Genomic DNA, 26,971 nt, shown 5'->3' with positions numbered 1-26,971 from the left:
TCTACCATTGGCGTTTTTCCGGGCGCGCGAGGCCGAGCTTCTCGATTCGGTAGCGCAGCATGTCGCGGCTCAGGCCCAGCAGCCGTGCGGACTTGGTGACGTTCCAGTCGGTCTTGTCGAGCATCTTGCGCACCATGTCGCGCTCCACTTCCGGCAGGTTCATGGACTCGGTGCCGTTGTAGACCGGACGCGGCTCGTAGTGTTGCGGCTCTTGCTGGAACACCAGCGGCTCATCCACCAGGCTCAGGCACACGTTCAATTGATGGGCGGCGATGGTGTCGCTCTGGGCCAGCAACACGGTTTGCTCAAGCATGTTGCGCAACTCGCGCACGTTGCCCGGCCAACTGTAGCTGAGCAGCAATTCTTCAGCCTGATCGCTGAAATACAGGTTCGGTTTGCCATAGCGTTTGCCGTGAACCGCCAGGAAGTGCCGAGCCAGCAGCAGGATGTCTGCGCCACGGGCATAGAGGCGCGGCACCTTGATCGAAATAATCCGCAAACGGAAGAACAGATCGCGGCGGAACTTGCCCTGCTGGACCATTTGTTCGAGGTTGCAGTTGGTGGCGCTGATCACCCGCAAATCGACCTTGCGCTCCTTCACCGAGCCGACCCGGCGGATCGTCCGATCCTCCAGCAGCTTCAGCAGTTTGGCTTGCAGCAACAAGTCCATCTCGCCGACTTCATCGAGAAACAGCGTCCCGCCATCGGCTGCTTCCACCAGCCCGACGCGGCGGTCCTTGGCGTCGGTGAAGGCGCCCTTCTCGTGACCGAACAGCTCCGACTCCACCAGATTGGAAGGAATCGAGGCACAGTTGAATTCAATGAACGGACCTTTGCTGCGCGGGCCGTCGAAGTGCAACGCACGGGCCACCAGTTCCTTGCCGGTGCCGGTCTCGCCTTCCACCAACACCGGAGGCAGATCGGTATTGGCCATGCGCCGCTCGGCGTCGATTAACTGGCCAATGGTGCTTTTCAGGTACTGCATCGGTGCCGATTCGCCGATCAATGCCTGCACCCCTGACTTCTGTGCTTCGCGTTCCTGATAGAACGACAGTGTGCGTTCCATTCGGTCGGTGGCCAGGGCCTTGTCCAGCAGCAGCTTGAGCTCCGGCAGCGCCACCGGTTTGGTGACGTAATGGAAAGCGCCCTCTTTCATCGCCACCACGGCGTCTTCGACGTTGCCGTAGCCGGTCATCATGATCACTTTCAGATCCGGCGCGCTGATGCGCAGCTTCTGGATCAGGTCGTGACCGCTCATGCCCGGCAGCGAGTTATCGGTCAGCACCACGTCCGGGACGAAAGTGCCCAATTGGTCCAGCGCGTCCTCAGCCGAGTGGCAGACCGTCACCTCGAAGTCCTTGCGCTCCAGGTAGGTCTGAATATTCTCGGCGAGGAGTTCATCATCCTCGACCAGCAGAATGCTGTGCTCCATATACCCCTCCCGTTGCCACTTTAAAATTGAGACAAACGCGGGTTCCTTCCTGCTCTCGGCTGGTCAATTCGACCGAGCCTTCAAAACGCTCCATTATTCTTTTGACCAGGGCCAGGCCCACGCCCAACCCTCCTTGTTTGGTGGTGAAAAACGGCTTGAAGGCCATTTGTTGTTGCTGTGTGGTCATGCCCTTGCCGGTATCGCTCAGGGTCATGTGCACGAGTCCGGGCTGCGGCGTTTCAATATCGATACTCAGCACGCCGCCCTTGGGCATGGCTTCCAGGGCATTGGCAAACAGGCTATTAAGAATTTGCGTGAGCAACACCTGTTGGCTGATGACCGGCGGACAACTCTGAGGGGTGAAACGCACGTCGATGCCGGAGCGTTTAATCAGCGCGTCAAATGCACTCAACGTGTCGTCGATGACCAGCACCAGGTCTACCGTTTCGTAGTCGTCGTTTATGGGTCGCAATGACACCAGCAACTCCCGAACCCAGCGCGACATGCGATCGACCTGGCTGATGATGTCGCCGATGTTCTTCTGCGCATTCTGGCTGGCGATTTCCTGAGCCAGTTCGGCGCTGGAACGAATGTTGGCCAACGGATTGCGCAAGCTGTGGGCCACCGCCGAGGACATTTCCCCCAGCGCGACGAAGGTCTCGTTGCTGATCAGTTGTTTCTGCTGGCTCTGCAGCAGCATGGACGCATGCCGCACAATCCAGAACAGTCCGAGGTAGATGGCCAGGCCGCCGAGCAGGGTTGCCAGCCAGATCGACTTGAAACCGCGCTGGATACGCTCCACCAGGTCCGCGGGCTCCTTGTAGATCTCCACCATGGCGATCACTTTGCTCTTGTCGGCATTGAACATCGGGATGTAGTTCTCGATGAACAGAAACTCAGGCTCACGCAGCAGTTGCTGCTCGGGACGTTCCTCATCGATTTCGTGGTAGCTGGTGGACACGGGTTCCTTCATTTCGAAGGACTCGTCCAGTTCCTCATCACCTTCGACGCGCATGCCAATCATTTGCGCATTGGTCGACCAGACCACGGTGCGATCCAGGGCGTACACCACCGCCAACAGTGTGTCCGGCAGGTGTTCGACATGATCGAGAAACTCTATGCGGGCAGCGGCACGCGCCGCCGGATCTACGTCGGGATAGGCAAGGTCATCGCGCGGATCGAGCATTTCACCCATGGTTCTTTGCAGGGTGATGCCGGCATGGCGAACTTCCGCATCACCAATGGCCTGAATGAACTGCGCAGTCAGCAAGGAATCACGCTCGATGCTCTCATCGACGACAAAACGCGTGGACACGTAGCCCAATCCAAGCGCCACAGCGGCGATGATGAAAAAGCTGCCCAGGGAAAACCAGCGCAGCAAATTGAACTGTCCTCGCCAGCCCTTGCTTTCTGCTGCCGACATAGCCGCCGCAGGTGTTTTTTGTTGTCCTGGTATCTGCATAGGACCTTCCCGGATGCCTTGCATCAAGCCTTTTCAGCCGCGGTTCGGATCAGTGTAGGTGGCATTGATCGAAACTGACGGCCCTAATGACAGGATTAAGCCGCTATTGCGTTTGTGCCGCCTGTAGCGGTTGCTGACGATCGGTTTCTTCCTGCAAAAAACCCACGATGGACTGCGCCGCGTTCTCATCCAGGCGCAGGTTGGGCATGGGGATTTTTTCGAAACGCTCAAACAGCTCCATCGCGATCGGGTCTTTTTCCGCCAGCATGCGGTCCGGTTCGCGAATCCAGCGACTCAGCCAGGCCGGATCACGCAGGCGAGTGACGCCGATCAGGTCCGGGCCAATGCTGCGCATGCCGATGCCCTGCCCGTCCATCGGACCCAGGCTGTGGCACGACGCGCAGCGGGTGCGAAACAGTTCTTCGCCATTGCTCGGCGGACGAATCTCGGGCGCATCTGCGTAGTTTTCTTCAACGCTGGGCTGTTTCCAGTTGTGCAGCGTGTTGGCCAACTGATCGGCCAGAATCCACGGATTTTCGAAAGGTGAAGCTTTCATCCAGCGGCCCGTGGCCTGGTTACCCACGATCAGGCTCAGGTTGTGGTCCTTGCTGCGACCGTTGTCGACGCCTTCGATAAACAGCCCGAGTTTTTTCCGCAGATCAGTGACATCGGCAAATTCCCCGGTGAGAAACTTCCAGCCCGGTCCGACCTTGAAGCGTTGTGCGTAGGCCTTGAGCACGTCGGGTGTATCGCTCAAGGGATCAATGCTGATGGAGTAGAAAAAAATGTCCTGGCCGACCCGGTCCCCCAGCAACTTCTGCACCTGACGCAAGCGCGCGGTTTCCAGCGGGCAAGAGTCGCTGCATGACGTGAAGATGAAATTGATCACCACCACTTTGTCCTTGATCAAGTCATCAAAGAAACGCACCTGCCGACCGTTCTGATCGGTCAGCAAGGTGTTGGGGAAGTAATCGCCGCCCCAGGGTGTCGCCGACTCCGTCGGTGACGCTGACACCGACGGAGCCGCTTCATGAGCCACCAGCACCCGACTGGCCAGCAGGCAGGTGACCAGCATCAACACCAGGTGCATGCCCAAGGCGCGGGAGCGCGGCGTATGCAGTTTCATGTCGGCTCCCTCGCGGCTCATGGTTTGACCACCACTTTAGGGCCGAAGCCGTCGCCAGTGCGGAAGGTTGGCAGCGCGGCGGAGTTCACGTAGCGCACACCATCCCAACTTGGCAGCGGTGTCGGCATCAGCTGGAATTGCCCCGGTTTTTCAATGTCCCAGCGCAGCAGCATGGAGTTGTCCTCATGCTGAGTGTTGTGACAGTGCTCCATGTACGTCCCGGCGAATTCGCGGAAGCTGATCGCCATCTCGACGCTGTCCAGGCCATCCTTTTCCGAGCCGATGCGATACACGTCCTTGCGTGCCCATTTTTCCCATTCCGGTGGCACCTTGCCGCCGCGACTGAGGATGATCCCCTCCTCGAAGTGCACATGCACCGGGTGGCTCCAGCCCTCGCCGCCGAGCTTGATGTTCCACACTTCCAGGGTGCCGAAACCGGTGGCACCGGCATCGGTGGGGCCACTGGCCAGTTGGGTCGAGGTGTTCAAGCGACGTGGGTCCATGTGGAAGCCGAACCCGCCATCGGTCTTGACCGTCCACGGTGCTTCATCGGTGCCGTCGGAACGACCGAAGGTGAAGGTGCGGTGGCGGGCTTTGGCCAACAGCGCCTTGTCGGCGACGTTGTCGCGATGGATCTTCAACGGGATCATCACCAGGCCTTCAGCCTTGCCCGGTTTGGCCGGTTCATAAGCGCCCGGGTCCATGGCCAGGTCCTGGCCGGTGTACGCCTTGACGTTGAGTTGCAACACCTTGCCTACCGCCGGATCACCGTCCTCCCACTTCGGCCCCTTGCTGGTTTGCTTGATAATCGCCTTGTATTTCTCGGACAGCACGTCAGCCAGGGAGACGGGTTCTTCCGGGCCCTTGCCGTCTTCGTGCACCAGCAGGTTGACGAAGAACAGCTTGTCACCCGGTTTGATCCCGTTTTTCGAGAAGTTGACGATGATGTCGAAACGTTCGGCGATGCCCAGGGTTGGCAGGATCGCGTTGTGGTTCTGTTTATCGCCGTCGGCATCCAGGTCCATGCTGCCGTCGAACGGCACGCTGTGTTCCATGATGTTGCCGTCGTTGGCAATCATGTGGAACGGCACGCGGGCATACGACACTCCCGACCCGGCAGGTCCTTGGAACTCCCCGCTGGTGCCCTTGATCTCGCGCACGAGCGCCATTTTGAAGAAGCGCGACACTGAGCCATTGAGCATGCGGAACCGATAGCTGCGGGCGCGCACATCCAGGATCGGTTTCCACTGCCAGTTGACCAGCACCTGATCCCCGAGGAAGCCGTCGGTATTGAACGGGTTAAACCACAGTTGACCGTTCTTGTCCCACGCCTTGTCGGCAAACAGCAGGTTGACATCGTAGTCGCGGTTACCCCAAGGCAAGGCGCTGCCACTGGGAAAACGCAGGTTGACGCCGTCATTCACCGATTCATTGCCGCGGTCCAGGGCGCTGTAGTAGTTCATCATTGCCGCGTTGCCCTTGTAGACGTTCTGCGCGGTGAAATCGAGCATGTGGTCGTGGAACCAGTGGGTGCTCATGGTTTCGCGCCAGTCGCCGCGGATCTTGATCGTGCCGTTGTTGCAGGTCTTGCGGCTGGGGATGAGGTCGTTGGTCCACAGGGTTTCGCCCGGCGAGCACGGAAAGGCTGCACGCGGGTCTTCAGCCTTGGTGTTGATGCTGTCGTAGCCGGCCAACTGGATCGGCCAGCGATAGTCGTAAAATTGCCCGGGGAAGAAAAACGCATTGGCATAACCGTCGCTTTCCGCCGGTGTGTGGCCGTTGTGTTCGTGGGTGGTGATGGTGTGCAAACCGAACCCCATATTCGCCGACGGGTCGATCGGCAAGCCGTTGTAATGACGCATCAACGTGGGTTGCCCGTAACGCACCATCAGCAATTTTGGCGGCAAGGTGCCGTCAAAGGTCCAGACCGAGTTGTGGTTCTGCACCGGCATTTTCGGGTGAAAACGCGCATCGACGCCCTTGGCGGTGCCATCGGTCGCCGGTATGCCAGCCACGTTGTGATAGAGGCCGCCCGGGCCAAACTCGCCCACGGCATAGCGGTGCATCTGACGACTGTCACGCAAACCGGTATTCAACCGTGCGCCGGTTTGCACGGTCTTGTAGGCGGCCTGCGGGTAAAACTCGTTCCAGCGCTGGTGTGACCAGCCTTTTCCTGGCGGACGGCCTTCAGCCGAGGAGCCGATACGGCGGTTGAGGAAAAATTCGATCTGCTTCTGCCACGGGTTACGGTCGATCACGTTGGAGTACAGACTCGGGAACGGTGTCAGCCCCGGTTGACGCAGAAAGGCGTCGAGTGCCGCACTCGGCGGCGCACTGCGGGCCGCACTGGTGGGGTCCTGCTGTGGCAACGGGCCGATGGCTGCCGGTGGGAAGCCCAATGGCGCCGCCGGTGTGGTGGGGTCGAGTTTTTCCAGGCCGAATTCTTCGAACAGCACCAACTGCTGAGTGAACGGCTGAGCGCCATACAGTGGGCTCGGCTTGCCATTGGAGGGGTAGTTGAAACTGGTCTGCACCGTCGGCGGCAGGATGTTTTCCACCCGCGTGGTGTCTTTACTGCCTTTGACGCCACCGGGTAAATCGAAGGAATCTCTGTTGGCCTCGGGCATGGTCAAAATGGCGTTCAATGCCGCCGCTTTGTCAGCCGCTTCATCTTGGTAAGCCGAGGGGTCGGAAGGTTCTGGCTGTCGCTCATCATCGATGGGGCTGGCGCGCAGAGTCGTTGTGCCCAGCGTCATTGTCAGAAGAACGCTCAGAGGCGTCAGGAGGCCAAACCGTTTGAAGGGGTACCGCGCTTTTCTGTCCATCACCAGCCGCCTCGAAGTCATGAGTCATGAAGGGGGTAATGGGGGTTTTGCAAGGACCTCGCCAGAGTTGTAAGCGTTTTTTACGAAAGCATTAATATTCATCAAAACAATGGCTTATCAACATCAATGTGCCATGACCGGGGAAACGACTGGGGAATGACACCCGCTAACGGGGAAAGTTCACACCCGTTTTCAGGGGACCAATTTGAACGACAGACGGACACTCGTGCCCTCGCCTTCACGGCTTTCCATGGTCACCGCACCGCCAAACCGCTCCATGATCCGCTTGACCAGCACCAGCCCGACACCCAGCCCACCTTGTTTGGTGGTGAAAAACGGCCGAAAGGCCATGCTGCGCTGTTCTTCGTTCATGCCTTTGCCGGTGTCGCTCACCACCACGCTGAGGCCACGGGAATCGGTCGGCTCCAATGTGATGGTTAACGTGCCGCGCTTGTCCATGGCTTCCAGTGCATTGGCCAGCAAACTGTTGAGGATCTGCGTCAACTGCACCTGCTGGCTCAGGACCATGGGCGTCAGCTTCGGGTCGAACACCACGTGGACCGAGGCTTTGGTGATTTGATGCTCGAAGGCCATCAGGCTGTCATGCAGCGCCGCCACCAGATTGACAGGCTCGGCGTCATCGTTGAGCGGACGCAAGGATTGCAGCAGCTCCCTCACCCACTTCGTCATGCGATCCACTTGGCCGATGATGTCGTTGATGTTCTTGTGAGCCGGGCCGCTGTCGAACTCCAGCGCCAGTTCGGCGCTTGAACGGATGGTCGCCAGCGGATTACGCAAACTGTGGGCGACCGCCGACGACATCTCGCCCAGGACGACAAAGGTTTCGTTGGTGATCAGTTGCTTTTGTTGCGCCGCCAGCAAAATGGCCGCCCGGCGCACGATCCAGTACAGCCCCAGGTAAATCAGCCCGCCGCCCAGTGCAGTGGCCAGCCAGATCAACACCAGGCCGCGCTCCATGCGGCTGATCAAGTCCTTGGGCTCCTTGTAGATCTCGACCATCGCCGTGACTTTGTCGCCGTTGGCATCGAACAACGGAATGTAGTTCTCGATGAAGATGTATTCCGGAGGCGTCACGAACTTCTGTTCCAAGCGGCTCTTGTCCACATCGTGATAACTGGCCGACACAGGAATTCTGGAAGCAAAGGCTTGCTCCAGGTCTTCGTCGGCGTGGATCGTGGTGCCCATTAACGCCGGGTTGGTCGACCAGATCACCATGCGGTCGGGGGCATAGATGTTGGCCAGAATCACGTCCGGCAAGTGTTCGATATGGTCGAGAAATTCGCCCCGGACAATGGCGCGGGCCAGCGGGTCGACGTCGGAAAAGCCCTTGTCTTTACGCGGATCGAGCAGCTCGCCCATGGTCCGCCCGCTGGGAATCGAACCGTGGCGTACCTCGACCAAGGCAATTGCCTGAATGAACTGGGACGTCAACAACGCATCGCGTTGCACGCTTTCGGCAATCACGAACCGGGTGGACACCGCCCCCAACGCCACCGCCACCGTGCCAATCACCGCCAGGCTGATGAGCGAAAACCAGCGCAGTAAATTGAACGGCTGCTTGCGCGAGCTCAGGCGAATATCACCTCCCTCGGCCTGGAGTGTTTGAGTAGGCATGTCCATGGACGTGTTCCCGACGATTCCCCCTATAGGGTTATAGCCCACTAACGGCTGTTTGCCCGACGTTGGGTCTCGTCCCCCCACTTCTTCCTTATCCCCATCTACCCCCAATCCTGGGGACAGTGGCCCGCGCCCAAAAACCGCGTTCCGATGCCGTTTGTGAGTGACACGCCCGTGACTCGGGCCTCTGCCGGCCGTTTTCGCCGGTTGGTATGGAAGTTGCCGACCCCCTCTCAACTGGCCCGTCTCCATGGGGCAGGCATTCCGATATAGAGGGCTTAACTCATGCACCCTTTACTGTCCAAAACCGCGGCCGCCCTGGTCGTTAGCGCACTGGCCCAAGGCGTCGCCCATGCGGCGTTGTTTGCCGTCGACCCAGGCCCCTACGTGCCAGCCAACGGCTCGTTCGCCGCCTGGTATCAGGACACTCACGGTCGAACCCTCGAGCTTTGCCTGTCCAAGGCCGTCAGCTCGCGAGTGCCCAGCGCACCGGGCGCACCGACGTACATGTGCAACTTGCTGCCGGCGCCCGGGATCTTCGACGACACGCAACCGCTCGTCTTCCCGAGCAATTTCCCGGATGAGGCGTTCTGGTTCACCGGCGACGGCACCATCGTCGACGCAGCCCGAGGTATCGACCTGACCTATGTCAGCGCCGTTGAAGCGGCCTTCAGCGGTGGCGACCCAATCGAAGGTGACCAGATCAGCTTCGCCCGCATCCGCATACGTATCGATGTACCGACCGCGGGCACCTACGTCATCACCCACCCCTACGGCGTCGATGTCTTCAACGTCGACACCCCCGGGCGGCGGGCGATCAACATGACCCGGGACATCGGCATCGGCGTGCCGAAAACCTACGACGGTGCCCTGAAGGGCGATGTCGGGCCGTTCCTGCGCAGCGTCAATGGCCCCTATACCGAGACCAATCCGGTCACCGGTTCAGCCGAGCAATTCGTCGGCGACCCGAACCTGGAGGAGGCCTTCACCGGCAGCCCTTTCAATACCAACTACATCCGCATTGAAGGACCCAACGGGCTGGATTTGCGCACTGCGGTGATGGCCATCTCCGGCAAGTTGGCGACAATGGCACGGCCGACGCCAATGATCACCCAGCGCAGCACCTACTCGCGTAAACCCGGCGCCAGCGCTCCGGTGGCCCAGCAAGACGTGTTCGTCCTGGCCCCGCCGCCACCGGCCAAAGTGACGCTGGACAGCAACAACCCGGTGTTGAACCTTACCGAGGCCAACACCACCGGCAACTGGTATGCGCAGTCTTCGACCAACCCGAGCTTGCCAAGCACTTTGCAAGTGACCGCCGACAACCACTTGGCCATCGCTAGCAGCACACCGACCACCTTACCCATGCCCCTGACGGACCTGGTGGTGATTTCACGTGCCGAATACAGCCTCAGCACCGGGCAAATAACGGTCGTGGCCTCGACCAGCGACGAAACTTCGCCACCGGTGCTCACTGCCACCTCTGGCACAGGTGTCGCCATTGGCGCACTCAGTGGCGATGGCGCAGTGAAATCCCTGGCCACCGGCATCTCGCCGATACCACCTGCCAAGGTTCGAGTGACGTCATCCAATGGCGGCAGCGACACCGAAGAAGTGGTCATCGTGCAATGAACGCTCACATGCCCAGATCCTCATCAGGAGGCATCATGAACAATTGGCCACGCCTGGCGCTCAACGCACTGGGACTGACTCTATCGCTGTCCGGCAGTGCATTCGCGCAACTCGCTGCTGTCGACCCCGGTCCTTATACCTTTGCCACCGGGAAATTCCCGATGTGGTACCAGGACAACAATCTGCTGTCGATGGAACTGTGCCAGTCCCGGGCCGCCAGCTCGCGGGTGCCGGCTGCCACGCCACCGGCCTACATGTGTACCCTGCTGCCGGCACCGGGCATTTTCGACGACACCCTGCCGATGGTGTTCCCGGATAACTGGCCAGACGAAGCCTTCTGGTTCCTCGCCGAGACCAACATTCCCAACAACGCCGCTGGTTATGGAATGGACGCCTACGTGGCCGGGATAGAAGCCGCTTTTGCCGGCGGAAATCCGCTCGATGGCGATCAAATCAGCTTTGCGCGGATTCGTATGCGGATAAACGTGCCCGTCGCCGGGACCTACACCATCACTCACCCTTATGGCGTGGAAACGGTCAAAGTCACCACCCCCGGTCGTCGTGCAATCAACATCACCAGAGACATCGGCGTCGGTGTGCCGGGAGTTTTCAACGGGGCATTGAGCGGTGCTATCGGGCCATTCCTGCGCAGCGTCAACGGCCCCTACACCGAAGTGAACCCGGACACCGGCGCAATCGAAACCTTCGTCGGCGACCCGAACCTCACCGAACAAGTCACCGGCAGCCCCAACAACACCAACTTTGTGCGCATCCAGGGCCCGGCCGGGACGATCCAAAGCAACCTGTTCACGCTGGCCGGCAAAGTCCTCGACAATCGTGCGCAAACCCATGTCGACCTTAGCCGTGCAACCTACCGTCGCATCGCCTCGGGCACCGGTACCAGCACCCGGGTCGAAATTTTTGGCAAAGCGGACAACAGCTCTACATTGTGCTTCCGCGAAACCCTCGCCCTTGTGCCAGGCCCACCGCCTACGCCATGCCTGACCAATATGGTGGGTGACGGCACCGGGTTGTACTTCGGCCAACGCCTGCTCAGCGGCCCCGTGCCTCCGGTCGTGGTGCTCACCGCCACCAACCCGGCCGGCACCACCCGCCCTACGGCGGTCTCGAGCAAGCTCGTTGACCTGGTGAAAATCCAGACTGCTCGCTACAACTGGAGCAATCACAGCCTGCTGATCGAGGCCACGTCCACTGACGAAGTGGCGGTGCCAGACATGGTCGCGCAGGGTTACGGACGTCTGTCGAAAACCGGCACCCTGCAAAAAATCACCGTCGCCGATCTGTCCCAGCCACCCGCCACTGTGACGGTCAAATCCGCCGCCGGCGGCAGTGACACCGAGCCTGTCGTCGTGGTGGGTTCTGCACCGGATGCCGGTGAGAACCAGGCGCCACTGTCCGTGGCCGACACCGGCAGCACCAGCTTCGGCGTGCCCATCACCCTCAACCTGCTGGCCAACGACAGAGACCCGGACGGCAACACGCCGCTGAGCATCACTGCGCTGACCCAACCGGCCGCAGGCCAAGGCACCGTGGCGTTGAGCGGCACGACTGCGGTGGTCTACACCCCGCCCGCCGTGGTCACTGTGCCGTTAACCACGACCTTCACCTACAAGGCTCAAGACATCAAAGGCCTGGCTTCGACTACCCCAGCGACCGTGACCATCACCGTGGCGCCTAACCGGCCACCGGTGGCAGTCGCCGACGCCGTCGCGACCCTGGGCGTGGCGATACCGATCAACGTGTTGGCCAACGACACCGATCCGGAAGGCAACGTGCCGTTGGCAGTCGCCAGCTTCACCCAACCACCGGCAGGTCGCGGCACCGTCAGCAGTAACGGCACAGTGATCACCTACACCCCACCGGCCACGGTCACGACGGCCTTCACCACGACCTTCACCTACATCGCCCGGGACAGCTTCGGCGCCCTGTCGACACCGGCCACGGTCACCGTGCAAGTCTCGCCAAGGCCTGCTGCGGAAACCTTCACGGTGACCACGGCTACGGTGTCGGCTCGCTCCAACAACCGCTTCACCTGGGACTTTGCAGGCACCTCATCGGTGACCACCGGTAACACCATCACCATCAAGGTCTCCACCCCGACCGGGCTGGCAACCCTGGGCACCACCACGGTACCGGCGACCGGTCGCTGGAGGCTGACGGTGAACAACACCACTGCGGTGATTCCATCGGCGAACCCGACAGCCACCATCACCTCGTCCCAAGGCACCGTGCGCACGGTCTCGGTGATCTCCAACTGAGCCCTCGCCCCACCCGCCGATTCGGTGGGTGGGGCCGGCCTCTTCGCAAAGGACGCAGCCATGAAAACCTCGACCGCCGCCCTGCTCTGCCTGCTTCTGCTTTGCAGCAGTGCGGGTGTGCGCGCCGATGACTTGATGGAAAACGATGACCTGGGTCCCGGTGGCGATCTGGGAGAGTTACCGCCACCGGTTGGCCAGCACGCGCTGATCGACCAGAACGGCCAGGCCAACGTGGCGCTGCTGCAACAGAACGGTCAGTCGCTGCTCGGCACCATCGTCCAGTCGGGCAGTCATCAGGAAGCCTACATCCTGCAACAAGGCAGCGACCTGATGGCAATGATCACCCAGCAAGGCAGTGGCAACGCCGCCTCAATCACACAAAACGGCAGTCACAACCGCGCGCAGATTTCCCAGAACGGCAACAACAACGACGCCAGCATCGACCAGGCCGGCACGGGGCTTTCAAGCGCCGTGACCCAGTCCGGAAACGGCATGAGCGTTTCGGTCAAACAATACCGCTAAAGCACTGCACCACATGGAGGTTTCATCATGTTCAAACTGACGCCCCTCACCGCCACCATCCTGGTCCTAGTCAGTGCCCAGGCGATGGCCGACGACAGCGTTTCCACCCAGGACCAGGTCGGTACCGCCAACATCGCCGACGTGAAACAGACCGCGGCCCCGTACAGTACCGCCACCCAACAACAAGTCGGCCAGGGCAACGACGCCGCAGCGGTGCAAGACAACGCCACCGGCACCATCACCCAGGATCAACTCGGCGACTACAACGCCGGTTACGCCGAGCAACTGTTCGAAAACGGCAGCACCATCACCCAGCAACAGGTCGGCAGTTCCAACACCAGCCACGCCAGCCAGTCGATAGGCGTGGGCGGCAACGAAGCGCTGCAACAACAGCACGGCACCGGTAACTTCTCGTTCATTTATCAGGACACTCAGGAAGGCACCCAAGGTCAGACCTTCCAGTTTGGTGACAGCAACGAGGCCAACATCGAACAGATCCAACTGGGCACGGCCAACAACGCAGTGATCATCCAGTACGGCACCGCCAACTACGCCACCGCCGAACAGATCGCCCACATGGGCGGCCAGATCAATCTCAACCAGGCGGGCGAAGGCAACTACGCCTATGGCGACCAGCGCGACGGCAACGGCGGCACCGTGACCATCAACCAGTTCGGCGACTTCAACGGCGCCGAAGTCTGGCAAGGCGGGCAAACCGCCAGCGAGGCCACCGTCAACCAGTACGGGAAAACCAACGAGACCGTGGTCGACCAAAGCTTTGGCGAAAACAACGTCGCCCAGGTGCTGCAAGTCGGCGACCTCAACGCGATCTACGCCGACCAGTTCGAATCCGTCGGCTCGACCCTGGCGCTATACCAACAAGGCACCAACAACGTGCACTTCACCTACCAGAAGGGCGATAGCCATGTGCTGAACGCCACCTCCGTGGGCAGCGGTAACAAGGTCTACGCCAGCGACTGGAAAGGCCCGGAAAAGGGTGGCCAGTTCGGCAGCAACCAACGTGCAACCGTCAACCAGAACGGCACCAACAACACCGCCAGTTTCAAACAGGACGGCATCGGCCACGTGATGACCACCAATCAGACAGGCTACGGCAACAAAACCACGGTCAAACAGGCCGAAAACTACAACGAGCTGTACTTCGACCAGAATGGCAGCGACAACATCCTCATCGCCGACCAGCGCGGCACCACCAACCTGGCCCAGGGCAGCAGCACCGGCATCGGCAACACCACCAACTTCGACCAGTCCGGCACCATGAACGTGGCCTACGTCACTCAGGGCGGCACCGGCAACATTGCCAGCGTCACTCAGAGTGGCATGACCCAGACTGCGACGGTGCAGCAGCTGGGTGCTGACAACAAGGCGACTGTGCTGCAGCAATAATCGCAGGGCGTAAAAAACTGCGGTCCTGGGTGGAGGGTCGCAGTTTTTTTTATGCCTGATGGAAATGCATCTGCTATGAAGCCGCCATCGTCGGAACACCGCCCGGAGCTGGCTCGCTCCCACAGTGGATTTTCGTCGTTCACAAAAATTGTGTCCCATGAAGATCAAATGTGGGAGCGAGCCTGCTCGCGATAGCGGTGTGCCATTCAACCTTGATGGTGGCGGACCCACCGCTATCGCGAGCAGGCTCGCTCCCACAGGGGTATTGGGTACATCTGCAAGAGACTGGCCGGCTGTCAGGCCGCAATCGCAGGCAAGCCAATAACCTACTGACAAACCACCCTCCCCCAAACACCGCAAAAAACTCGGACTTCCCCTACAAGACATACAGAATCTCCCGGCATCCACCCCTGAGCCCGATCGCCAAAGTGCCCCGTTTCCAAGGACTGGGCGACAAGCGTGACCAAACTCATCCCCCAACACCAACTCGCCAACCAGCGCGGGCAGGTACTCGAAAGCCATCAAGCCATCGACGCCCTTCGCCAAGCCCTTAACTACCCGTATGACTTGCAAGGCTTCGACGACCTGCTGAATGCCGTAGGTGCCAACCACTCCAACTACATGCAGGCCACCCACCAGCAAAAACTGATCAACGCTGTGAGCAACGGTGATTGGGTAATGGTTGCGCCTCGCGCGAATCCAGATAACGGTGGCGCTTCATGGAACGGTTTCAAGACCAAGCCCGAGCCACCACCGGCGCAACATCTGGTCGAAGATCACGCCTTCACGCAGCCCAAACCGGCGGAGTCGGGCTTTCACATTGTTGAACGGCCCATGAGCCTTGAGTCCCTGGAACGCTCACTGTACGAGAGCTCGCCAAGCGATGCGCTACGTCGCGAATTTCGTTCGCTCAATCGCCATCTCGGCGAAAGGGTGAAACCGGGGCAAATGGTGATCTTCAGCGATTCACGGCACTACATGTGCCGGCGTGAAGAGGCGCAGATGATGATCGCTGCGCAGAAGGTCAATGACGCGCTCAAGGATCTGAGTGATGAAGAGGCGTCGTTCATGGTTGAGCACCATGAGGTGATTGAGCCGTTTCTGGAAGTGTCGGCGGGATCGTTGGGTGTGGCGTCGTTCATGATTGGGCAGCATCTGGAGGGCTTGAAAAATGCCCTCAAAGAACTGGAGGAGCTGCATCAGCAACAATATCGCCAGTACCGCAATCTGCATTCGCCAGAGTTTTTTTCCAAGCGTAAACGACTTATGGCGAAGCTTGATGCCAGCCTTGGGTCACTCGTACGCAAAGGCACCGGCATTGCGGATCACCCAAAACTCAAGCGAGCCTTGGGGTTATCAACTCGCAGAACGATTCATCGTTGGGACAAGGCTGGGGCACCAACACAGTTGCCTGGGTACGCAACGAACATTGAGGGTGTCTCACGAGCGGCAAAATATATGAAAGCCGGTGGTTATGTCGGGATTGGTCTGCAGTTAGGCGCATCCAGTTTAAAAATTCATGAGGTATGCACGACTGGTCGCGAGGATGAATGCAAGCAAATGAAATTTGTTGAGGGCGCAAAAATGGTGGGCGGTACAGCTGGAGCTGTCGCCGGGGGTGCAGCAGGCTCGAAAATAGGCACCGCTGTGTGTGCAAAAGTAAAAGGACTCGGAAAACTCGTTTGTGTACTCGTTGCCGGCGCGGTAGGCGCCACCGGAACCGGAACGCTGATGACCGACGGCAGCGAACTGATTGGGCAAGAACTCTATGAGCATTCTGAATAATGGAACTCACTAGAACAACACTCGCCTGGGTCTGGGGAGCGCTTATCCTGCTGAGTCTTTTCGACGTAGCTATCATTTTTTATGCTGCTCACACAAAACTCGAAGCGCTGGAAAAGCATTTCAAACAACTGGATTCCATAGGCGTCAACCGCCTCACGTGGGGCACGGGGCATCATGGAAGAATTTTTCGTCTGGCCGCAATCAGCGCTTTAATCTCGTCTAAAAAAATTCAGCGCCAGGAACCCTTATCAGTTGAAGAAGTGAAACGGTTGCCTAAAAGGCTTAAGCGCTGGGCAGCGTATCCATTTCATATTGCCTATTTCGTTACAGGGGCGGTGGTGGTTCTTTGGTTATATGGAAAATACACCGGCCTGCTCAAATGAAGAACCAGCAGCTAATTCTACGACCCAATACGAGTCTCTGAGATTTACTGCCTGTTCATTCTTCGGTTTGGTAGCGCTTTGGCCACTGGGCTACTGGGCGTACACCCTGTGTGAGATAGGTCGGCTATCAGGCCGCCATCGCAGGCAAGCCAGCTCCCACAGTTGAACCGAGTACATCTGTAAGAAACAGGTCGACTGTCAGGCCGCCATCGCGAGCAAGCTCGCTCCCACAATGGATCGGGCACGCCTTTCGCTTCTCACCACTCAACAGGCCGAGCGTTAGCTCGCTTGCCGCTTTTGATCTTGATCTGGCTTTTGATCTTGATCTGGCTTTTGATGTTGATCTGCCCGCCCCATCGGGAGGCTGAGTGGAGGTGTTCATCTGGGGGGAGGCGCGCAGCGCCGTTCGACGAAGTCGAACACATCGAGAGGAGGTCGAAGCGAAGCCGACCGGAGGCGATGCCCCCAGATGGACACCGGAGCGAAGGAACGCCGAGCCTAAGCGAGGGGCCGGACGCTCGGGGCGAAGACTTTTGGTTACTTTTTGTCGTTTGAAAAAGTGACTCGCTGTAAGAGCGAAACCATTAGCGGCCGTTACCGCAGAAATGGATATGTACACCTGATAGAAATAGGTCGGCTTTCAGGCCGCCTTCGCGAGCAGGCTCGCTCCCACAGTTGGACTGGGTACATCTGGGGGAGGCTGGTCGGCTGTCAGGCCGCCTTCGCGAGCAAGCTCGGCTCCTACAGTTGATCGGGGTACATCTGAAACAGCCAAGTCGGCCCGAAGGCCGCCTCGGCTCACTCTTCCTCCCCCTCAGGCGCAACCTTGTTCTGAGTCAAATAGCGGTCAAGCGTCGCATTGTTATCAGGCGAAGAATTATCCCCGGCCACCTGCCACAACCGCCGCTCAATCCCCTGCGCCAGCAAATGCCCCACAGCCGCCTCGATCGCCGACAACACACACAACTGCGCCGGCTCGTTCGTGGTGTACCCGACCTCAGCCTCCAGCAACTTCTTGAACTCGATAAACTTGAACACCCCGGCACTGCGCCCGACAGAGTAAATCGTCTTACTGGTCATCACATTGGCCAACACCTGCCCACTGCGCACATCGACAGCACGAAGGTTCACCGACACCTGATCCACCCGATACTCCCGGGAGATATCGATCCCCAAATACCGCGCCCCTTCCCCACCGCTGCGCACGTTGGTGTCATAGGCAATAATCCCGCCCTCAAGCATCAAATTGGCCGCCTGCAACGGTGGCAACTCACCCTGGATATTCACCAGCGTATTCGGCTTTTTCTGCGAGGCGCGAATGATCTTGCGCTCGGTCAACAGGTTCTGCAGCCCCTCACGTTCCAGCACCACAAACCAGCCACTGGCCTGCAACGCATCCATCAACATGCTTGCCGCGCCCTGGGTCACGCTGGTGGAAAACGAACTGGCCGGGGTCGGTTTGTACTGCCCGGTCTGATCCCGGAAACCATACACCACCGCCATCAACCGGCCCTTGGGCCGTGGCATGTTCAGCAAGTCGTAATAGGTCGACGCCCGAGGTGTCAGGGTCGGTGATTCGGTGTCCTGCTCGGCCCCCATCGGCTCGCGCAAACTGCACCCTTGCAATGCCGCCAACATCAGCCCTAGCGCTATTATTTTTTTCATGTCCTTGACTCCCCATCGATCCATATCCCCGTCAAGGGGCCAGGCCATTCACCTGGATTTCGGAAACTTCACCGGTCGCTCGGTCGGTCACTTCAATAGTCAGTGCACCGGAGTCGTCGATGACGTTCACAACAAAAGCGTCGGTGGTCAGGCTCCCGGCATTGCCCGCGGAGATGTTGTCCATCAACTGCCCCAGCAACCGTGATTGCAGCTGACTGGTGAAGCGCTCCAGGGCCGACGTGCCGGCCGCGCTGGTACGGTTCTTCAAGTCAGGGTCGTCGTAATCGTTCTGCGCCTGGGCGTTGTTGAGCAACCAGGTCCCGTTCAACGGGTTGCCGCCAAACGACGGGTTGATCGGCGTGTAGACCAACTCCGTGGCCTGGACCAGCCCACAGCTGCCCAGCCCCAATAACCACATGCCCGTGCGTTTCGAGAAAGTTCCAGTGTTCATAGTTCGTCCCTCTCAAGGTCGGTGGTGTCTTGCAACAAGGTTTCCAGCTTGCGCTGGACGATCTGCACGCGGACCAGATCGGCAGCCTCATAGGCCTCGTCCTTCAACTCCACGGTGTTCGGCGGCAGGAAGCGCCGGTAAACCAAACGTTGCTGATATTCCACGGTCACCAGGCTGCCCCAGCGTGCCGAAGGTCGTTCACGCACCACCAGGTTGAAATCCATCGGGCTGGTGGCGCGCAGGCGTTCACTGAACGAGTAGTAAAAGTCGTGGCCGATGTGCGAGATCGTGTCGTCGACGATAAAACCCAGCATTTCGTCTTCTTCGGCAGCCGACACGAAGGACGTCATCAGCATCAGGACCAGGGTCGGTAGCCAGTGTCTGTTCATGGCATCACTGCCCCAGCGCCTGAGGTGTTTTGGATTGGCCTTTGGGCGCGGACGCGCCATCGAGGAAGGCTTTCTCGGCCACGAACTGCCAGTCCTTGTAGCTCGCCATGCCGGTGAAGTCCGACCATTGACTGGGGAAATCCGCCTGCTTGAGCGGCGTGTCCGTGGAGGGGCTGCTGAGGCCGGTGATGCGTCCGTCGAACCCGCGCATCAACGTCCACTCGCCGCCACCAATCGGGTCCGGGTACAAGTTGCGCAAGTGGTGTTTGGGCGACGGAAAACGCTCGTCCTGCAACAGGTCCGCCAGCTCCTTCGGGTACTGGGCCAGGCCAGGTGAACTGCGGTAATAACTGCGCAATGCCTGAGCGTATTGAGTGCCGACCCAGAGCAACTGGCGTTCACGATCACGGCGCGACGCGGTGGACCACAACTCGCCGGCGCTGGCCAGGCCCAGGCCCATCAACATGATCAGAAACAGCACACCCAGGTAAGTGAAACCGGCCTCGTTCGAGGGCTTACCACTCGGAATAAAGGCTGCCATCACGCGCCCTCCCTGTGGCCCCGCTTTTGATATCGGCGACTCCGCCCGGGACGCCGTCAGGTGGCGCCACCAGCACCCAGAGGTCTTTGCGTTCGGCGATCGGGTCCATCGGCGGATTGCGCAGGTAACGCTGCTCGACCAGTTGTTCGATGGAGTCTGGATAACGCCCGGTGTCGCCGTAGTAGTGGTCCAGCGCTTCGCGCATGGCCGACAGGCTCTGGCGCAGCGTGGTCTCTTTCGAGACCTCGAGGCTGTTGAAATAGCGTGGCAAGGCGATGGTCATCAGGGTGGCGATGATTGCCATGACCACCATCAGTTCCAGCAAGGTAAAACCCTTTTCCCGACGCATATGCTCACCACTCCTTGTACGCGATGCCGTTGAGCCCCTTGCCGCGCGCCTTGGAGTAAACGTCAAAGACGTCTTCGCCCTCCCGCGGGTTTTGAGCCGAGCTGTCATAAGAGCGCAGGCCCCAGCCACCTTCGTCGTCACGCTTGACCGGCGCCAGCGGGTCATGGGGCACGCGCCGTAAAAAGAAGAACTTGGCGCCCTTGGCACTGCGCACATCGCGCACCCCGTCCACCAGCACTTGCAGGTTCGGCGGGTAGCCGCTGCTGTTCAGGGATTTCTCGATGTAGCCGGCGTCGAATGCACGCTTGTAGGCGTCGATGGCATCGCGAATCTGATACAACGCCGTGCGCAATTCCTGCTCCTTGCCCCGGCGCACCACGGTCTCGGTCAGCGGCGCGGCCATGCCGGCCAGCAGGCCGATCAGGGCCAGCGTCACCACGACTTCGATCAGGGTAAAACCGCGTTGCGAGGCGTTCATGATCAACGCTTCTCGACGACAACAGTGGTGGAAGTGGAAGCAACCGGCCGATCGATGTGTTCGTTCTGGATCGGCGCTTCCATCCGACGGTCCGGCGCCTGGATGTGCATGCTGGTTTCGGTACCGGTGGTGAACTCCATGTCCGACGGGCTCTGGTACGGCAGGTTGCGCACGATCCGCGGCGTGATCGACAGCACCAGCTCCGATTTGCCGACGGTGTCCTTGTTGCTGCCGAACAAGCGGCCAAGACCTGGAATGTCGCCAAGGCCGGGGATTTTGTTGCCGGTGGCGCCATGGTCGTTGCGCACCAGGCCGGCGAGGATCTGGGTTTCGCCGTCATGCAGACGCAGGGTGGTCTGGGCGTTGCGGGTATCGACCTGAACCGGAATCGTGCCTTGGCGGGTCGGTTCCAGCGGCGTGGCGTTACTCACTTCCAGGGCGATTTTGATTGCCACTTCGTTGTTCAGGTGCACGGTCGGCTGTACTTCAAGTTTAAGACCGACATCGAGGTAGGTGACGCTTTCGGTGATCACCGGGCCTTGAGTCGAAGGCACCGAAGTGGCGCTGATGATCGGTACGCGCTGACCAATGTGGATGCGCGCCTGTTCGCGGTTGCTGACGCGAATCACCGGGCTGGCCAGGGTGTTGATGTCGTTGTCCTGGGCGTTGATCTTGGCCTGCGGCGACGGCGAGATGGAGATCCGGCTGGAGTTGATGCCTTTGAGTTGATCGAGCAGGGTCACGGCCGAGCCGTCGCTGTTGACCACGCCGAAGGTGTTCGGCCATTGCAGGCCAAGGTCGAGAATCCGCTGGGTGGCGACTTCCATCACCTCCACTTCCAGTACCACTTCAGGGTTGGACTGGTCCTGCGATTGCAGGAGTTTTTCAGCCATGCGGACAGCGTCTTCAGAGTCGCGCATGGTCAGGGTATTGAGGCGTTCGTCGACGAACACATCGCGGGTCTTGAGCATGGTTTTGATCATGTTCAGCGCGGTGTTGGCATCGATGCTCGTCAGGTAGAAGGTGCGCATCACCAGCTCTTGGTAATCCTTGAGCTTCTGTGGTGAGTCCGGGTAAATCAGCAAGGTGTTTTCATTCACCACTTTCTGGTGCAGCTGGTTCTGTTGCAGCAGCAGTTCCACCGCGTCTTCGATGCGCACGTCACGCACGAAAATGGTGGCTTTCATGTCCGGGCGCAGGTCCTTGTCGAAGATGAAGTTCAAACCGGCGACCTGCGACAGCACTTCGAAGATGGTTTTCAGGTTGGCTTCGCTAAATTCCAGGGTCACCGGCCGATCGAGACGGGTCCGCAGTTGTGGGTATGGAATCACGTTGCGGCTTTGCACCAGGCGGACGTTGCTTTGCAGCTCCAGGGCCCCTTCATTATTCGGGTCCAGTTCGAGGATCTGTTTCACCTGGCGGTCGGCACCGTAGATGTCACCGCGTCGCAGGTCACCACGGGCCAATTCGAGTTTTTCATCCAGGCTGCGCATGTGATCGAGCTGACGCAGCGAGTCCTGGGCACGGCGGTTGTTCGGTTCGATGGTCAACACCCGGCCGAAAGCCTGGCGGGCAGAAGCAAAATCACGCTGGGCGCGATCCATGTCGCCCTGGGTCAACAGCGCCGTCACTGCACGAGCACGGCCGCTGTTCAGGGCCAGATGCAGCTCGGTGTCGCGAGGGTTTTCCTTCAGCCCTTCCTCGATGCGGGCCAGTCCGGCTTCGTACTGTCCCGACTCCATCAGGTCGGTCGCCTCTTGCTTGGCGACCTGCGCCGAACTGCACGCGGCCAGTCCTGCACAAAGGCAAAGGTTCATCAGCAAACGGGATCTGTTCATTGCGTGCTCCCCACAGACAAAGTCTGAGACAAATGCAGAGGCAGGTAGACAAAGCTGAGTTCCACGTCGGAAATCCCCTCGATCCGCCAGGTGTCGTCGATCACATCCCCCTTGCGCACGACGTATATTTTTTCGCCGCTCTGCAAAAACACTTGCAGGTCGGAACGGTCATTCAGCTTGCCAATGAACTGGAAAGGCATCGGTGGTGCCGTGGGGACTTTCACCTCCGTGGTCAGGTTGACGGGTTGTTCGTTGACGGTGGCGAGCTGCGGCGCTGCCGTCCAGCTGCGGGCGGTGAACAGGTCACCCGCCGGGCTCAGGTCCTTGATCGCTGCCGCTGTTTTGCCGGCGGATGCGGCGGGCAGCGCACCACGGGTTTTGCTGTTGGTCGGGGTGGCCACGGCGGCCACCGACGCATCGCCCTCCTCGGATGACGACGTGAAGTATTCAGGCAACCAGGTCAGCGCCGCCGCCACACCGAAGAACGCCACCCAACCCACTGCGCGTTTGGTATTCATCATGACCTCGACAAGTAAAGGGTCATGCGGATCCGCCCGGTCAGGTCGGTGTCGGCGATTTTTTTACGCTGGAACTCCACGTCCTCCACCACCACCGCCGGCAACTGGCCGAGCAAGGCGTGCAGGAAGCGCCGCAGTTGCGGGTAGCTGCCGCGCACTGGCAGCAGAATCTGATAACGGGCCAGGTGAGTCTTGGGGTCGATGCCCAGGGAATATTCGCCACGGGCCAGGGTGATGTGCTCCTGCGCCGCCAGCGCGTAAATCTTGTCGATGGCCACGGTGGCCTGCGGCTGGGACGGCAACTTGCTGCGGAAGTCGTCGAGCTGACGTTGCGGCACCACCGGCGCGGCAACACTGCCGTCTTCGACTTTGGCCAGGTACTCGCCGGCTTCGCGCGTCTGCTGGCTGAGCGTTTGCAGCGACTGCCAGTCCGGCATCAGGCCCACCAGGCCATACACCAGCGCCAGCAGCAACATCGCCAGCCCTGCCAGGCCAGGAATGCCCAAGCCTTGCAGGTATTCGTGGACGATCAATCTAGGGATTTGCATCGCCAATCTCCCAGCTAGCCGACAGGTTGAATTGCACCGGGTGTTCCGGCACGTTCGCGACGATTTCGTGGCTGAGCAGCGACACATCGGACAGCTCTTCGCTGGCTTCGAGGCTGCGGTGGAAGTTGAGCATGGCTTCCAGATCCCGCGCTTCGGCGCTGATTCGCACCTGGCCTTTGCGGGCATCCGGGGTCAGGGTCAATAACGCAATGTCGTCCCGGGGCATGGCTTCAAGCATGGCGAACAGACGCTCCCAAGGCCGGCGCAACTGCTGGGACACCTTGCGCATCTCGGCCAGGTTGTGCGCCTGTTCACGGGTTTCGGCCGGGGTCAGGCTGACCTTGCCGCCCGTGTCGCCGGTGAGTACGCGCTGAGTGGTTTGCAAATGGCCTTGCTGTTGCGCGGCCTGTTCACTGACATGCTGCTGAACAAAGAAGCAGGTCAGCGTCAGCACCACGCCACCGACCAGCAGGCTCCAGCCCAAAGGGCCCGAGCGACGGCGCGGCTGGAAGTCGAGCATCAGGGGGCGCATGTCAGGCCACCGCCCGGGACATGACGTACAAGCCATCGCGTACGGATGTCCGGTGTTCTTCGAGGGTGCGCAGGTGCACACCGGGTACGTCAGGGTGCGAGTCAATGCGTGCCGGCGCGTGCAGGTAAACGTTCAGAGGTCGCTCGCTGGTGGACGCCTGCAATTGGCTTTCACGACCGATCAACGCGGTCAGCGCGACGTCGCTGTCGCTGCTGCCCACCGAACGCACCGATGCCCAGCGCCCTTCCCGCGCCAGCAACAACACACTGCGCACCGGTTCGGCGACGACGAACAGGAAGTCGCCGGCGTCGAAGCTTTTATCGAAGTGATTGAACGCCGCCATCAGGTACGGCTGCACCGAACGCAGGCGCAGGCCACGCCCCGTGACCAGCGTGCGCAGATGCGTCAGCAAGTCTTGCGGCAGCGCGGTGGCGACCCGGTCATAACCCGCCGGCTCAGCCGACAACACCATGCTCCAGGGTTGCGCCGGTACGCCGTAAAGGTCTTCGAAACACAGTTGGGCAAACCCGAGCAATTCAGCAGGGCTGCTGATTTGTTCGCTCCAGGGCACCAGACAGAAGCGGCTGAAGTGCCCGGAGATCACCACACTCAATTCGGCACCGGGACGGGTGTGTTCGCCCAGCAGACGGTCGAGGGTTTCCAGCGCCACGGCCCAGGCATGGAAGCCTTCGTCGATAAAGCCGGCGCTGCCCAGCCACAGGGTTTCACTGCCACGACGCTGGCCCAGACCGACACCACTGGCACCGAGCACGGCGACAAAACGATCACGAGATAAAAGTGACACGATTGATCTCCTCGAGCGTGGTCCGCCCCTCTGCAACCAGTTCCAGTGCCGACTCGCGCAACAGGCGCAAGCCACGGCTGCACGCCAGGGCCTTGATTTTCGAAATGGGTTGGCGCTCGACGATCATTTGCCGCAGCTCGTCGTCGAGGTGCAGCAGTTCGGCAATCGCCGTACGCCCGCGGTAACCGGTGCCCCGGCAATGACCGCAGCCCTTGCCGTGGACAAAGTGGTAGTGATCGACCTGTTGCGGATCGAGACCGGAGAGGCGCAACTCTTCATCGGTCGGGTAAGCCGGTGCGCTGCAACTGGCGCAGACCAGGCGGATCAGCCGCTGGGCCAGCACCGCATTGAGTGCCGACACGAGGCTGTAAGGGTCGATTTCCATCTGGGTGAACCGGCCGATCACGTCGAACACGTTGTTGGCGTGAATGGTGGTGAACACCAGGTGCCCGGTGAGCGCCGATTGCACGGCGATCTGCGCGGTGTCGGGGTCGCGGATTTCACCGACCATGATCTTGTCCGGGTCATGGCGCAGGATCGAGCGCAAACCACGGGCGAAGGTCAGGCCTTTCTTTTCGTTGACCGGGATTTGCAGCACGCCCGGCAGTTGGTATTCCACCGGGTCTTCAATGGTGATGATCTTTTCCACGCCGTGGTTGATCTCGGTGATCATCGCGTACAGCGTGGTGGTTTTGCCGCTACCGGTGGGGCCGGTCACCAGCACCATGCCGTAAGGTTCGGCCGCCAGCCGACGCAGATGGCGCAGGGTTTCTTCTTCGAAGCCCAGGGCTTGCAACTGCACGCCGCAAACCTTGTCGGCCAGGTCCTGTTTGTCGAGGACCCGCAGCACCGCGTCTTCGCCGAAAATGCTCGGCATGATCGACACCCGAAAGTCGATCTGCCGGCCGCTGATGCCGATCTTGAAGCGACCGTCCTGGGGCACGCGTTTTTCGCCGATGTCCAGTTCGGCCATGACCTTGACCCGGGAAATCACTTGCTCGGCGAATTCGCTGCCCTGGATTTTGCTGATGTTGTTCAGCACGCCATCGATCCGGTACTTGATCACCAGACCGCTGCCGGTGGTGCCCAGATGGATATCGCTGGCGTGCATTTTCAGCGCGTCGTAGAGGGTCGAGTTGACCAGTTTGACGACGACGCTGGCGTCTTCGCTGATGCTGGTCAGGGACAGGCTTTGCAGGGTATCGATTTCGACATTGGCGTCGGCTTGGGCGTTGAGCGATTCCACGGCGTGGAAGCTCTCTTCGTGGCGTGCCAGGTAGGCCTTCAGGTCGTCGGCATGCACCAGGTACAGCGGCGCGCCGTGCAGGCAATCGTCGATCCAGGCCAGGCGTGAAGTATCGAAGGGGTCGGCAAAGACGCCAATGACCGCATCGTCGTGACGCAGCAGGATGAATTCGCGTTTGAGGCATTGGGCCAGGGTTACCCGGTCGAACACCGGAGTGGCTTTGAACAGGCTGTCGGTGTCGAGCACCGGATAATGCAGGGTCGCGCCGAGGCACTGGATGAAGGGCATGGGGGCCAGTTCGCATAACCCCCCGAGGGCTTCCAGTACCCGTTCGCCGGAACTGGCGGCGAGCGAGCGTGCCAGGGCCAGTTGCTCACTGGAAAAGCGAGACGGTACACAGTCCGACAGCGCCGGTTCGACGGCAAGGAATAGACGGTCCATGGCATGCTCTCCAACGCCGGGGGCTTTGAGCCCTGTCGACGCGGCAGGCCATTGCGGCGGAAGCCGGAACGTCTTGTCGCGCCACTACTCCCCGGTGAGCAATTGTTCGTCGTCTGGTGCCTTGGAGGTCGATGTGTTTCGTCGACGATCTGCCAGCACCCAACTGCCGTCGTACAACTGCAGCGGGAAACTCTCGGACCTGCTCTGGCGTCGTTCGACAAAACCTTGCGAATTGCTCATACCTGCTTTGGGTTCGCGCTCCATCCCCAGAAGGTCGCAGACTGCTCGGGCCAATTCCGCCAATGGAAACGGTTTGAACAGGATATGGCTGACTCCCAGTTGCCGGGCCCGCTCACAGACTTCAGCGGTTGGGTGCCCGGTAATCAGCACAAAATGACACTTCCTGTTCTGGCGGACAGCATCGAGCACCTCAAAGCCTTCCATGTCGGGCAAGCGGTAATCGAACACCATCACATCGGGTGAAAAACGCTCGGCCTCGCCGATTGCCATCGCACCGTCGTGAGCTATCCGGACGTCCAGCGCTTGCGCCTGAAGGTAATCCTTGAGGTTTTCGGCAAGCAGCTGTTCGTCTTCGACAACCAGTATTTTGTTTAACAAGGTCGACTCCTTGAAGCCGCAGGTCCGATGTTCCAGCCCTGGGAGTACGCGCCTTCACTGA

At 60.0% G+C, this 26,971-nt stretch carries 24 protein-coding genes; 6 read left to right on the top strand and 18 right to left on the bottom strand.

Annotated features, from left to right (window positions below; translation table 11 throughout):
- Position 1 precedes the first annotated feature (1 nt).
- From ACYZTZ_RS08590 to ACYZTZ_RS08570, 5 genes are all read right to left on the bottom strand, one after another.
- On the bottom strand, positions 2-1,432 hold the full coding sequence (locus ACYZTZ_RS08590) for a sigma-54-dependent transcriptional regulator (RefSeq protein ID WP_461997836.1): 1,431 nt from the start codon (positions 1,430-1,432) through the stop codon (positions 2-4).
- The gene (locus ACYZTZ_RS08585) at positions 1,401-2,894 is read right to left on the bottom strand and encodes a sensor histidine kinase (RefSeq protein WP_461997835.1); all 1,494 of its coding nucleotides are present in this window, start codon (positions 2,892-2,894) and stop codon (positions 1,401-1,403) included. The genes ACYZTZ_RS08590 and ACYZTZ_RS08585 overlap by 32 nt, the downstream gene beginning before the upstream one ends.
- A gap of 103 nt (positions 2,895-2,997) precedes the next feature.
- Positions 2,998-4,020: an SCO family protein gene (locus tag ACYZTZ_RS08580; protein ID WP_442965810.1), complete on the bottom strand. Its 1,023-nt coding sequence runs from the start codon at positions 4,018-4,020 to the stop codon at positions 2,998-3,000.
- Positions 4,021-4,037: 17 nt separating this feature from the next.
- On the bottom strand, positions 4,038-6,845 hold the full coding sequence (locus ACYZTZ_RS08575) for a multicopper oxidase domain-containing protein (protein WP_461997834.1): 2,808 nt from the start codon (positions 6,843-6,845) through the stop codon (positions 4,038-4,040).
- Positions 6,846-7,037: 192 nt separating this feature from the next.
- Positions 7,038-8,486 carry a sensor histidine kinase gene (locus ACYZTZ_RS08570; protein ID WP_461997833.1) on the bottom strand — a complete coding sequence of 483 codons (1,449 nt, stop codon included), beginning with the start codon at positions 8,484-8,486 and terminating at the stop codon, positions 7,038-7,040.
- A gap of 282 nt (positions 8,487-8,768) precedes the next feature.
- Here ACYZTZ_RS08570 and ACYZTZ_RS08565 point away from each other — a divergent pair, with 282 nt between their 5' ends.
- The 6 genes from ACYZTZ_RS08565 (at position 8,769) to ACYZTZ_RS08540 (ending at position 16,491) form a co-directional block, all read left to right on the top strand.
- Positions 8,769-10,115, top strand: coding sequence for a hypothetical protein (locus tag ACYZTZ_RS08565; RefSeq protein WP_461997832.1), 1,347 nt, complete (start codon positions 8,769-8,771; stop codon positions 10,113-10,115).
- 35 nt (positions 10,116-10,150) lie between these two features.
- Positions 10,151-12,394, top strand: a complete 2,244-nt coding sequence (locus ACYZTZ_RS08560) for an Ig-like domain-containing protein (RefSeq protein ID WP_461997831.1) — start codon at positions 10,151-10,153, stop codon at positions 12,392-12,394.
- Between the two features lie 60 nt (positions 12,395-12,454).
- Entirely contained in the window at positions 12,455-12,916 is a 462-nt protein-coding gene (locus ACYZTZ_RS08555) for a curlin (RefSeq protein ID WP_461997830.1), read from the top strand.
- Positions 12,917-12,943: 27 nt separating this feature from the next.
- Positions 12,944-14,323: a curlin gene (locus tag ACYZTZ_RS08550; RefSeq protein ID WP_461997829.1), complete on the top strand. Its 1,380-nt coding sequence runs from the start codon at positions 12,944-12,946 to the stop codon at positions 14,321-14,323.
- Between the two features lie 459 nt (positions 14,324-14,782).
- Positions 14,783-16,108 carry a hypothetical protein gene (locus ACYZTZ_RS08545; RefSeq protein WP_461997828.1) on the top strand — a complete coding sequence of 442 codons (1,326 nt, stop codon included), beginning with the start codon at positions 14,783-14,785 and terminating at the stop codon, positions 16,106-16,108.
- Entirely contained in the window at positions 16,108-16,491 is a 384-nt protein-coding gene (locus tag ACYZTZ_RS08540) for a hypothetical protein (protein WP_461997827.1), read from the top strand. Before ACYZTZ_RS08545 ends, ACYZTZ_RS08540 begins: the two co-directional genes overlap by 1 nt.
- Before the next feature lie 798 nt (positions 16,492-17,289).
- Here the strand turns inward: ACYZTZ_RS08540 and ACYZTZ_RS08535 are convergent.
- The 13 genes from ACYZTZ_RS08535 to ACYZTZ_RS08475 all read right to left on the bottom strand — a co-directional run bounded on the left by ACYZTZ_RS08535 (position 17,290) and on the right by ACYZTZ_RS08475 (position 26,910).
- The gene (locus tag ACYZTZ_RS08535) at positions 17,290-18,156 is read right to left on the bottom strand and encodes a CsgG/HfaB family protein (RefSeq protein WP_461997826.1); all 867 of its coding nucleotides are present in this window, start codon (positions 18,154-18,156) and stop codon (positions 17,290-17,292) included.
- A 31-nt stretch (positions 18,157-18,187) separates the two neighbouring features.
- Entirely contained in the window at positions 18,188-18,607 is a 420-nt protein-coding gene (locus ACYZTZ_RS08530; RefSeq protein WP_056746587.1) for a curli assembly protein CsgF, read from the bottom strand.
- Positions 18,604-18,996: a curli production assembly/transport protein CsgE gene (gene csgE, locus ACYZTZ_RS08525; RefSeq protein WP_461997825.1), complete on the bottom strand. Its 393-nt coding sequence runs from the start codon at positions 18,994-18,996 to the stop codon at positions 18,604-18,606. Before csgE ends, ACYZTZ_RS08530 begins: the two co-directional genes overlap by 4 nt.
- A gap of 4 nt (positions 18,997-19,000) precedes the next feature.
- On the bottom strand, positions 19,001-19,537 hold the full coding sequence (locus ACYZTZ_RS08520) for a type II secretion system protein (protein ID WP_461997824.1): 537 nt from the start codon (positions 19,535-19,537) through the stop codon (positions 19,001-19,003).
- The gene (locus ACYZTZ_RS08515; RefSeq protein ID WP_056746582.1) at positions 19,512-19,886 is read right to left on the bottom strand and encodes a type II secretion system protein; all 375 of its coding nucleotides are present in this window, start codon (positions 19,884-19,886) and stop codon (positions 19,512-19,514) included. Before ACYZTZ_RS08515 ends, ACYZTZ_RS08520 begins: the two co-directional genes overlap by 26 nt.
- Before the next feature lie 4 nt (positions 19,887-19,890).
- Entirely contained in the window at positions 19,891-20,364 is a 474-nt protein-coding gene (locus tag ACYZTZ_RS08510) for a type II secretion system protein (RefSeq protein ID WP_461997823.1), read from the bottom strand.
- Between the two features lie 2 nt (positions 20,365-20,366).
- Positions 20,367-22,202, bottom strand: a complete 1,836-nt coding sequence (locus tag ACYZTZ_RS08505) for a secretin N-terminal domain-containing protein (RefSeq protein ID WP_461997822.1) — start codon at positions 22,200-22,202, stop codon at positions 20,367-20,369.
- Positions 22,199-22,720 (bottom strand): hypothetical protein, encoded by a 522-nt coding sequence (locus ACYZTZ_RS08500; RefSeq protein WP_461997821.1) that lies wholly within the window; start codon positions 22,718-22,720, stop codon positions 22,199-22,201. The genes ACYZTZ_RS08505 and ACYZTZ_RS08500 overlap by 4 nt, the downstream gene beginning before the upstream one ends.
- The gene (locus ACYZTZ_RS08495) at positions 22,720-23,268 is read right to left on the bottom strand and encodes a GspMb/PilO family protein (protein ID WP_129443230.1); all 549 of its coding nucleotides are present in this window, start codon (positions 23,266-23,268) and stop codon (positions 22,720-22,722) included. The genes ACYZTZ_RS08500 and ACYZTZ_RS08495 overlap by 1 nt, the downstream gene beginning before the upstream one ends.
- Positions 23,255-23,800: a pilus assembly protein gene (locus ACYZTZ_RS08490; RefSeq protein WP_461997820.1), complete on the bottom strand. Its 546-nt coding sequence runs from the start codon at positions 23,798-23,800 to the stop codon at positions 23,255-23,257. The genes ACYZTZ_RS08495 and ACYZTZ_RS08490 overlap by 14 nt, the downstream gene beginning before the upstream one ends.
- Before the next feature lies 1 nt (position 23,801).
- On the bottom strand, positions 23,802-24,605 hold the full coding sequence (locus tag ACYZTZ_RS08485) for a hypothetical protein (RefSeq protein ID WP_461997819.1): 804 nt from the start codon (positions 24,603-24,605) through the stop codon (positions 23,802-23,804).
- Complete coding sequence (locus ACYZTZ_RS08480; protein WP_056746568.1) at positions 24,586-26,292, bottom strand: GspE/PulE family protein; 1,707 nt, start codon at positions 26,290-26,292, stop codon at positions 24,586-24,588. The genes ACYZTZ_RS08485 and ACYZTZ_RS08480 overlap by 20 nt, the downstream gene beginning before the upstream one ends.
- Before the next feature lie 84 nt (positions 26,293-26,376).
- Complete coding sequence (locus tag ACYZTZ_RS08475; RefSeq protein WP_056746566.1) at positions 26,377-26,910, bottom strand: response regulator; 534 nt, start codon at positions 26,908-26,910, stop codon at positions 26,377-26,379.
- Positions 26,911-26,971: the final 61 nt, after the last annotated feature.

The sequence above is a fragment of the Pseudomonas sp. LB3P58 genome (assembly GCF_054897895.1).
This window is presented reverse-complemented; position numbering and strand designations above follow the sequence as displayed.

What these genes read in the sequence shown, in the direction of transcription:
- ACYZTZ_RS08560 (WP_461997831.1), top strand. Translation starts at nt 10,151, where the DNA reads ATGAACAATTGGCCACGCCTGGCGCTCAACGCACTGGGACTGACTCTA.
- ACYZTZ_RS08540 (WP_461997827.1), top strand. Translation starts at nt 16,108, where the DNA reads ATGGAACTCACTAGAACAACACTCGCCTGGGTCTGGGGAGCGCTTATC.
- ACYZTZ_RS08530 (WP_056746587.1), bottom strand. Translation starts at nt 18,607, where the DNA reads ATGAACACTGGAACTTTCTCGAAACGCACGGGCATGTGGTTATTGGGG.
- ACYZTZ_RS08575 (WP_461997834.1), bottom strand. Translation starts at nt 6,845, where the DNA reads ATGGACAGAAAAGCGCGGTACCCCTTCAAACGGTTTGGCCTCCTGACG.
- ACYZTZ_RS08555 (WP_461997830.1), top strand. Translation starts at nt 12,455, where the DNA reads ATGAAAACCTCGACCGCCGCCCTGCTCTGCCTGCTTCTGCTTTGCAGC.
- ACYZTZ_RS08480 (WP_056746568.1), bottom strand. Translation starts at nt 26,292, where the DNA reads ATGGACCGTCTATTCCTTGCCGTCGAACCGGCGCTGTCGGACTGTGTA.
- ACYZTZ_RS08535 (WP_461997826.1), bottom strand. Translation starts at nt 18,156, where the DNA reads ATGAAAAAAATAATAGCGCTAGGGCTGATGTTGGCGGCATTGCAAGGG.
- ACYZTZ_RS08585 (WP_461997835.1), bottom strand. Translation starts at nt 2,894, where the DNA reads ATGCAGATACCAGGACAACAAAAAACACCTGCGGCGGCTATGTCGGCA.
- ACYZTZ_RS08565 (WP_461997832.1), top strand. Translation starts at nt 8,769, where the DNA reads ATGCACCCTTTACTGTCCAAAACCGCGGCCGCCCTGGTCGTTAGCGCA.
- ACYZTZ_RS08495 (WP_129443230.1), bottom strand. Translation starts at nt 23,268, where the DNA reads ATGCAAATCCCTAGATTGATCGTCCACGAATACCTGCAAGGCTTGGGC.
- ACYZTZ_RS08590 (WP_461997836.1), bottom strand. Translation starts at nt 1,432, where the DNA reads ATGGAGCACAGCATTCTGCTGGTCGAGGATGATGAACTCCTCGCCGAG.
- ACYZTZ_RS08580 (WP_442965810.1), bottom strand. Translation starts at nt 4,020, where the DNA reads ATGAAACTGCATACGCCGCGCTCCCGCGCCTTGGGCATGCACCTGGTG.
- csgE (WP_461997825.1), bottom strand. Translation starts at nt 18,996, where the DNA reads ATGAACAGACACTGGCTACCGACCCTGGTCCTGATGCTGATGACGTCC.
- ACYZTZ_RS08500 (WP_461997821.1), bottom strand. Translation starts at nt 22,720, where the DNA reads ATGAATACCAAACGCGCAGTGGGTTGGGTGGCGTTCTTCGGTGTGGCG.
- ACYZTZ_RS08515 (WP_056746582.1), bottom strand. Translation starts at nt 19,886, where the DNA reads ATGCGTCGGGAAAAGGGTTTTACCTTGCTGGAACTGATGGTGGTCATG.
- ACYZTZ_RS08570 (WP_461997833.1), bottom strand. Translation starts at nt 8,486, where the DNA reads ATGGACATGCCTACTCAAACACTCCAGGCCGAGGGAGGTGATATTCGC.
- ACYZTZ_RS08510 (WP_461997823.1), bottom strand. Translation starts at nt 20,364, where the DNA reads ATGAACGCCTCGCAACGCGGTTTTACCCTGATCGAAGTCGTGGTGACG.
- ACYZTZ_RS08520 (WP_461997824.1), bottom strand. Translation starts at nt 19,537, where the DNA reads ATGGCAGCCTTTATTCCGAGTGGTAAGCCCTCGAACGAGGCCGGTTTC.
- ACYZTZ_RS08550 (WP_461997829.1), top strand. Translation starts at nt 12,944, where the DNA reads ATGTTCAAACTGACGCCCCTCACCGCCACCATCCTGGTCCTAGTCAGT.
- ACYZTZ_RS08490 (WP_461997820.1), bottom strand. Translation starts at nt 23,800, where the DNA reads ATGCGCCCCCTGATGCTCGACTTCCAGCCGCGCCGTCGCTCGGGCCCT.
- ACYZTZ_RS08505 (WP_461997822.1), bottom strand. Translation starts at nt 22,202, where the DNA reads ATGAACAGATCCCGTTTGCTGATGAACCTTTGCCTTTGTGCAGGACTG.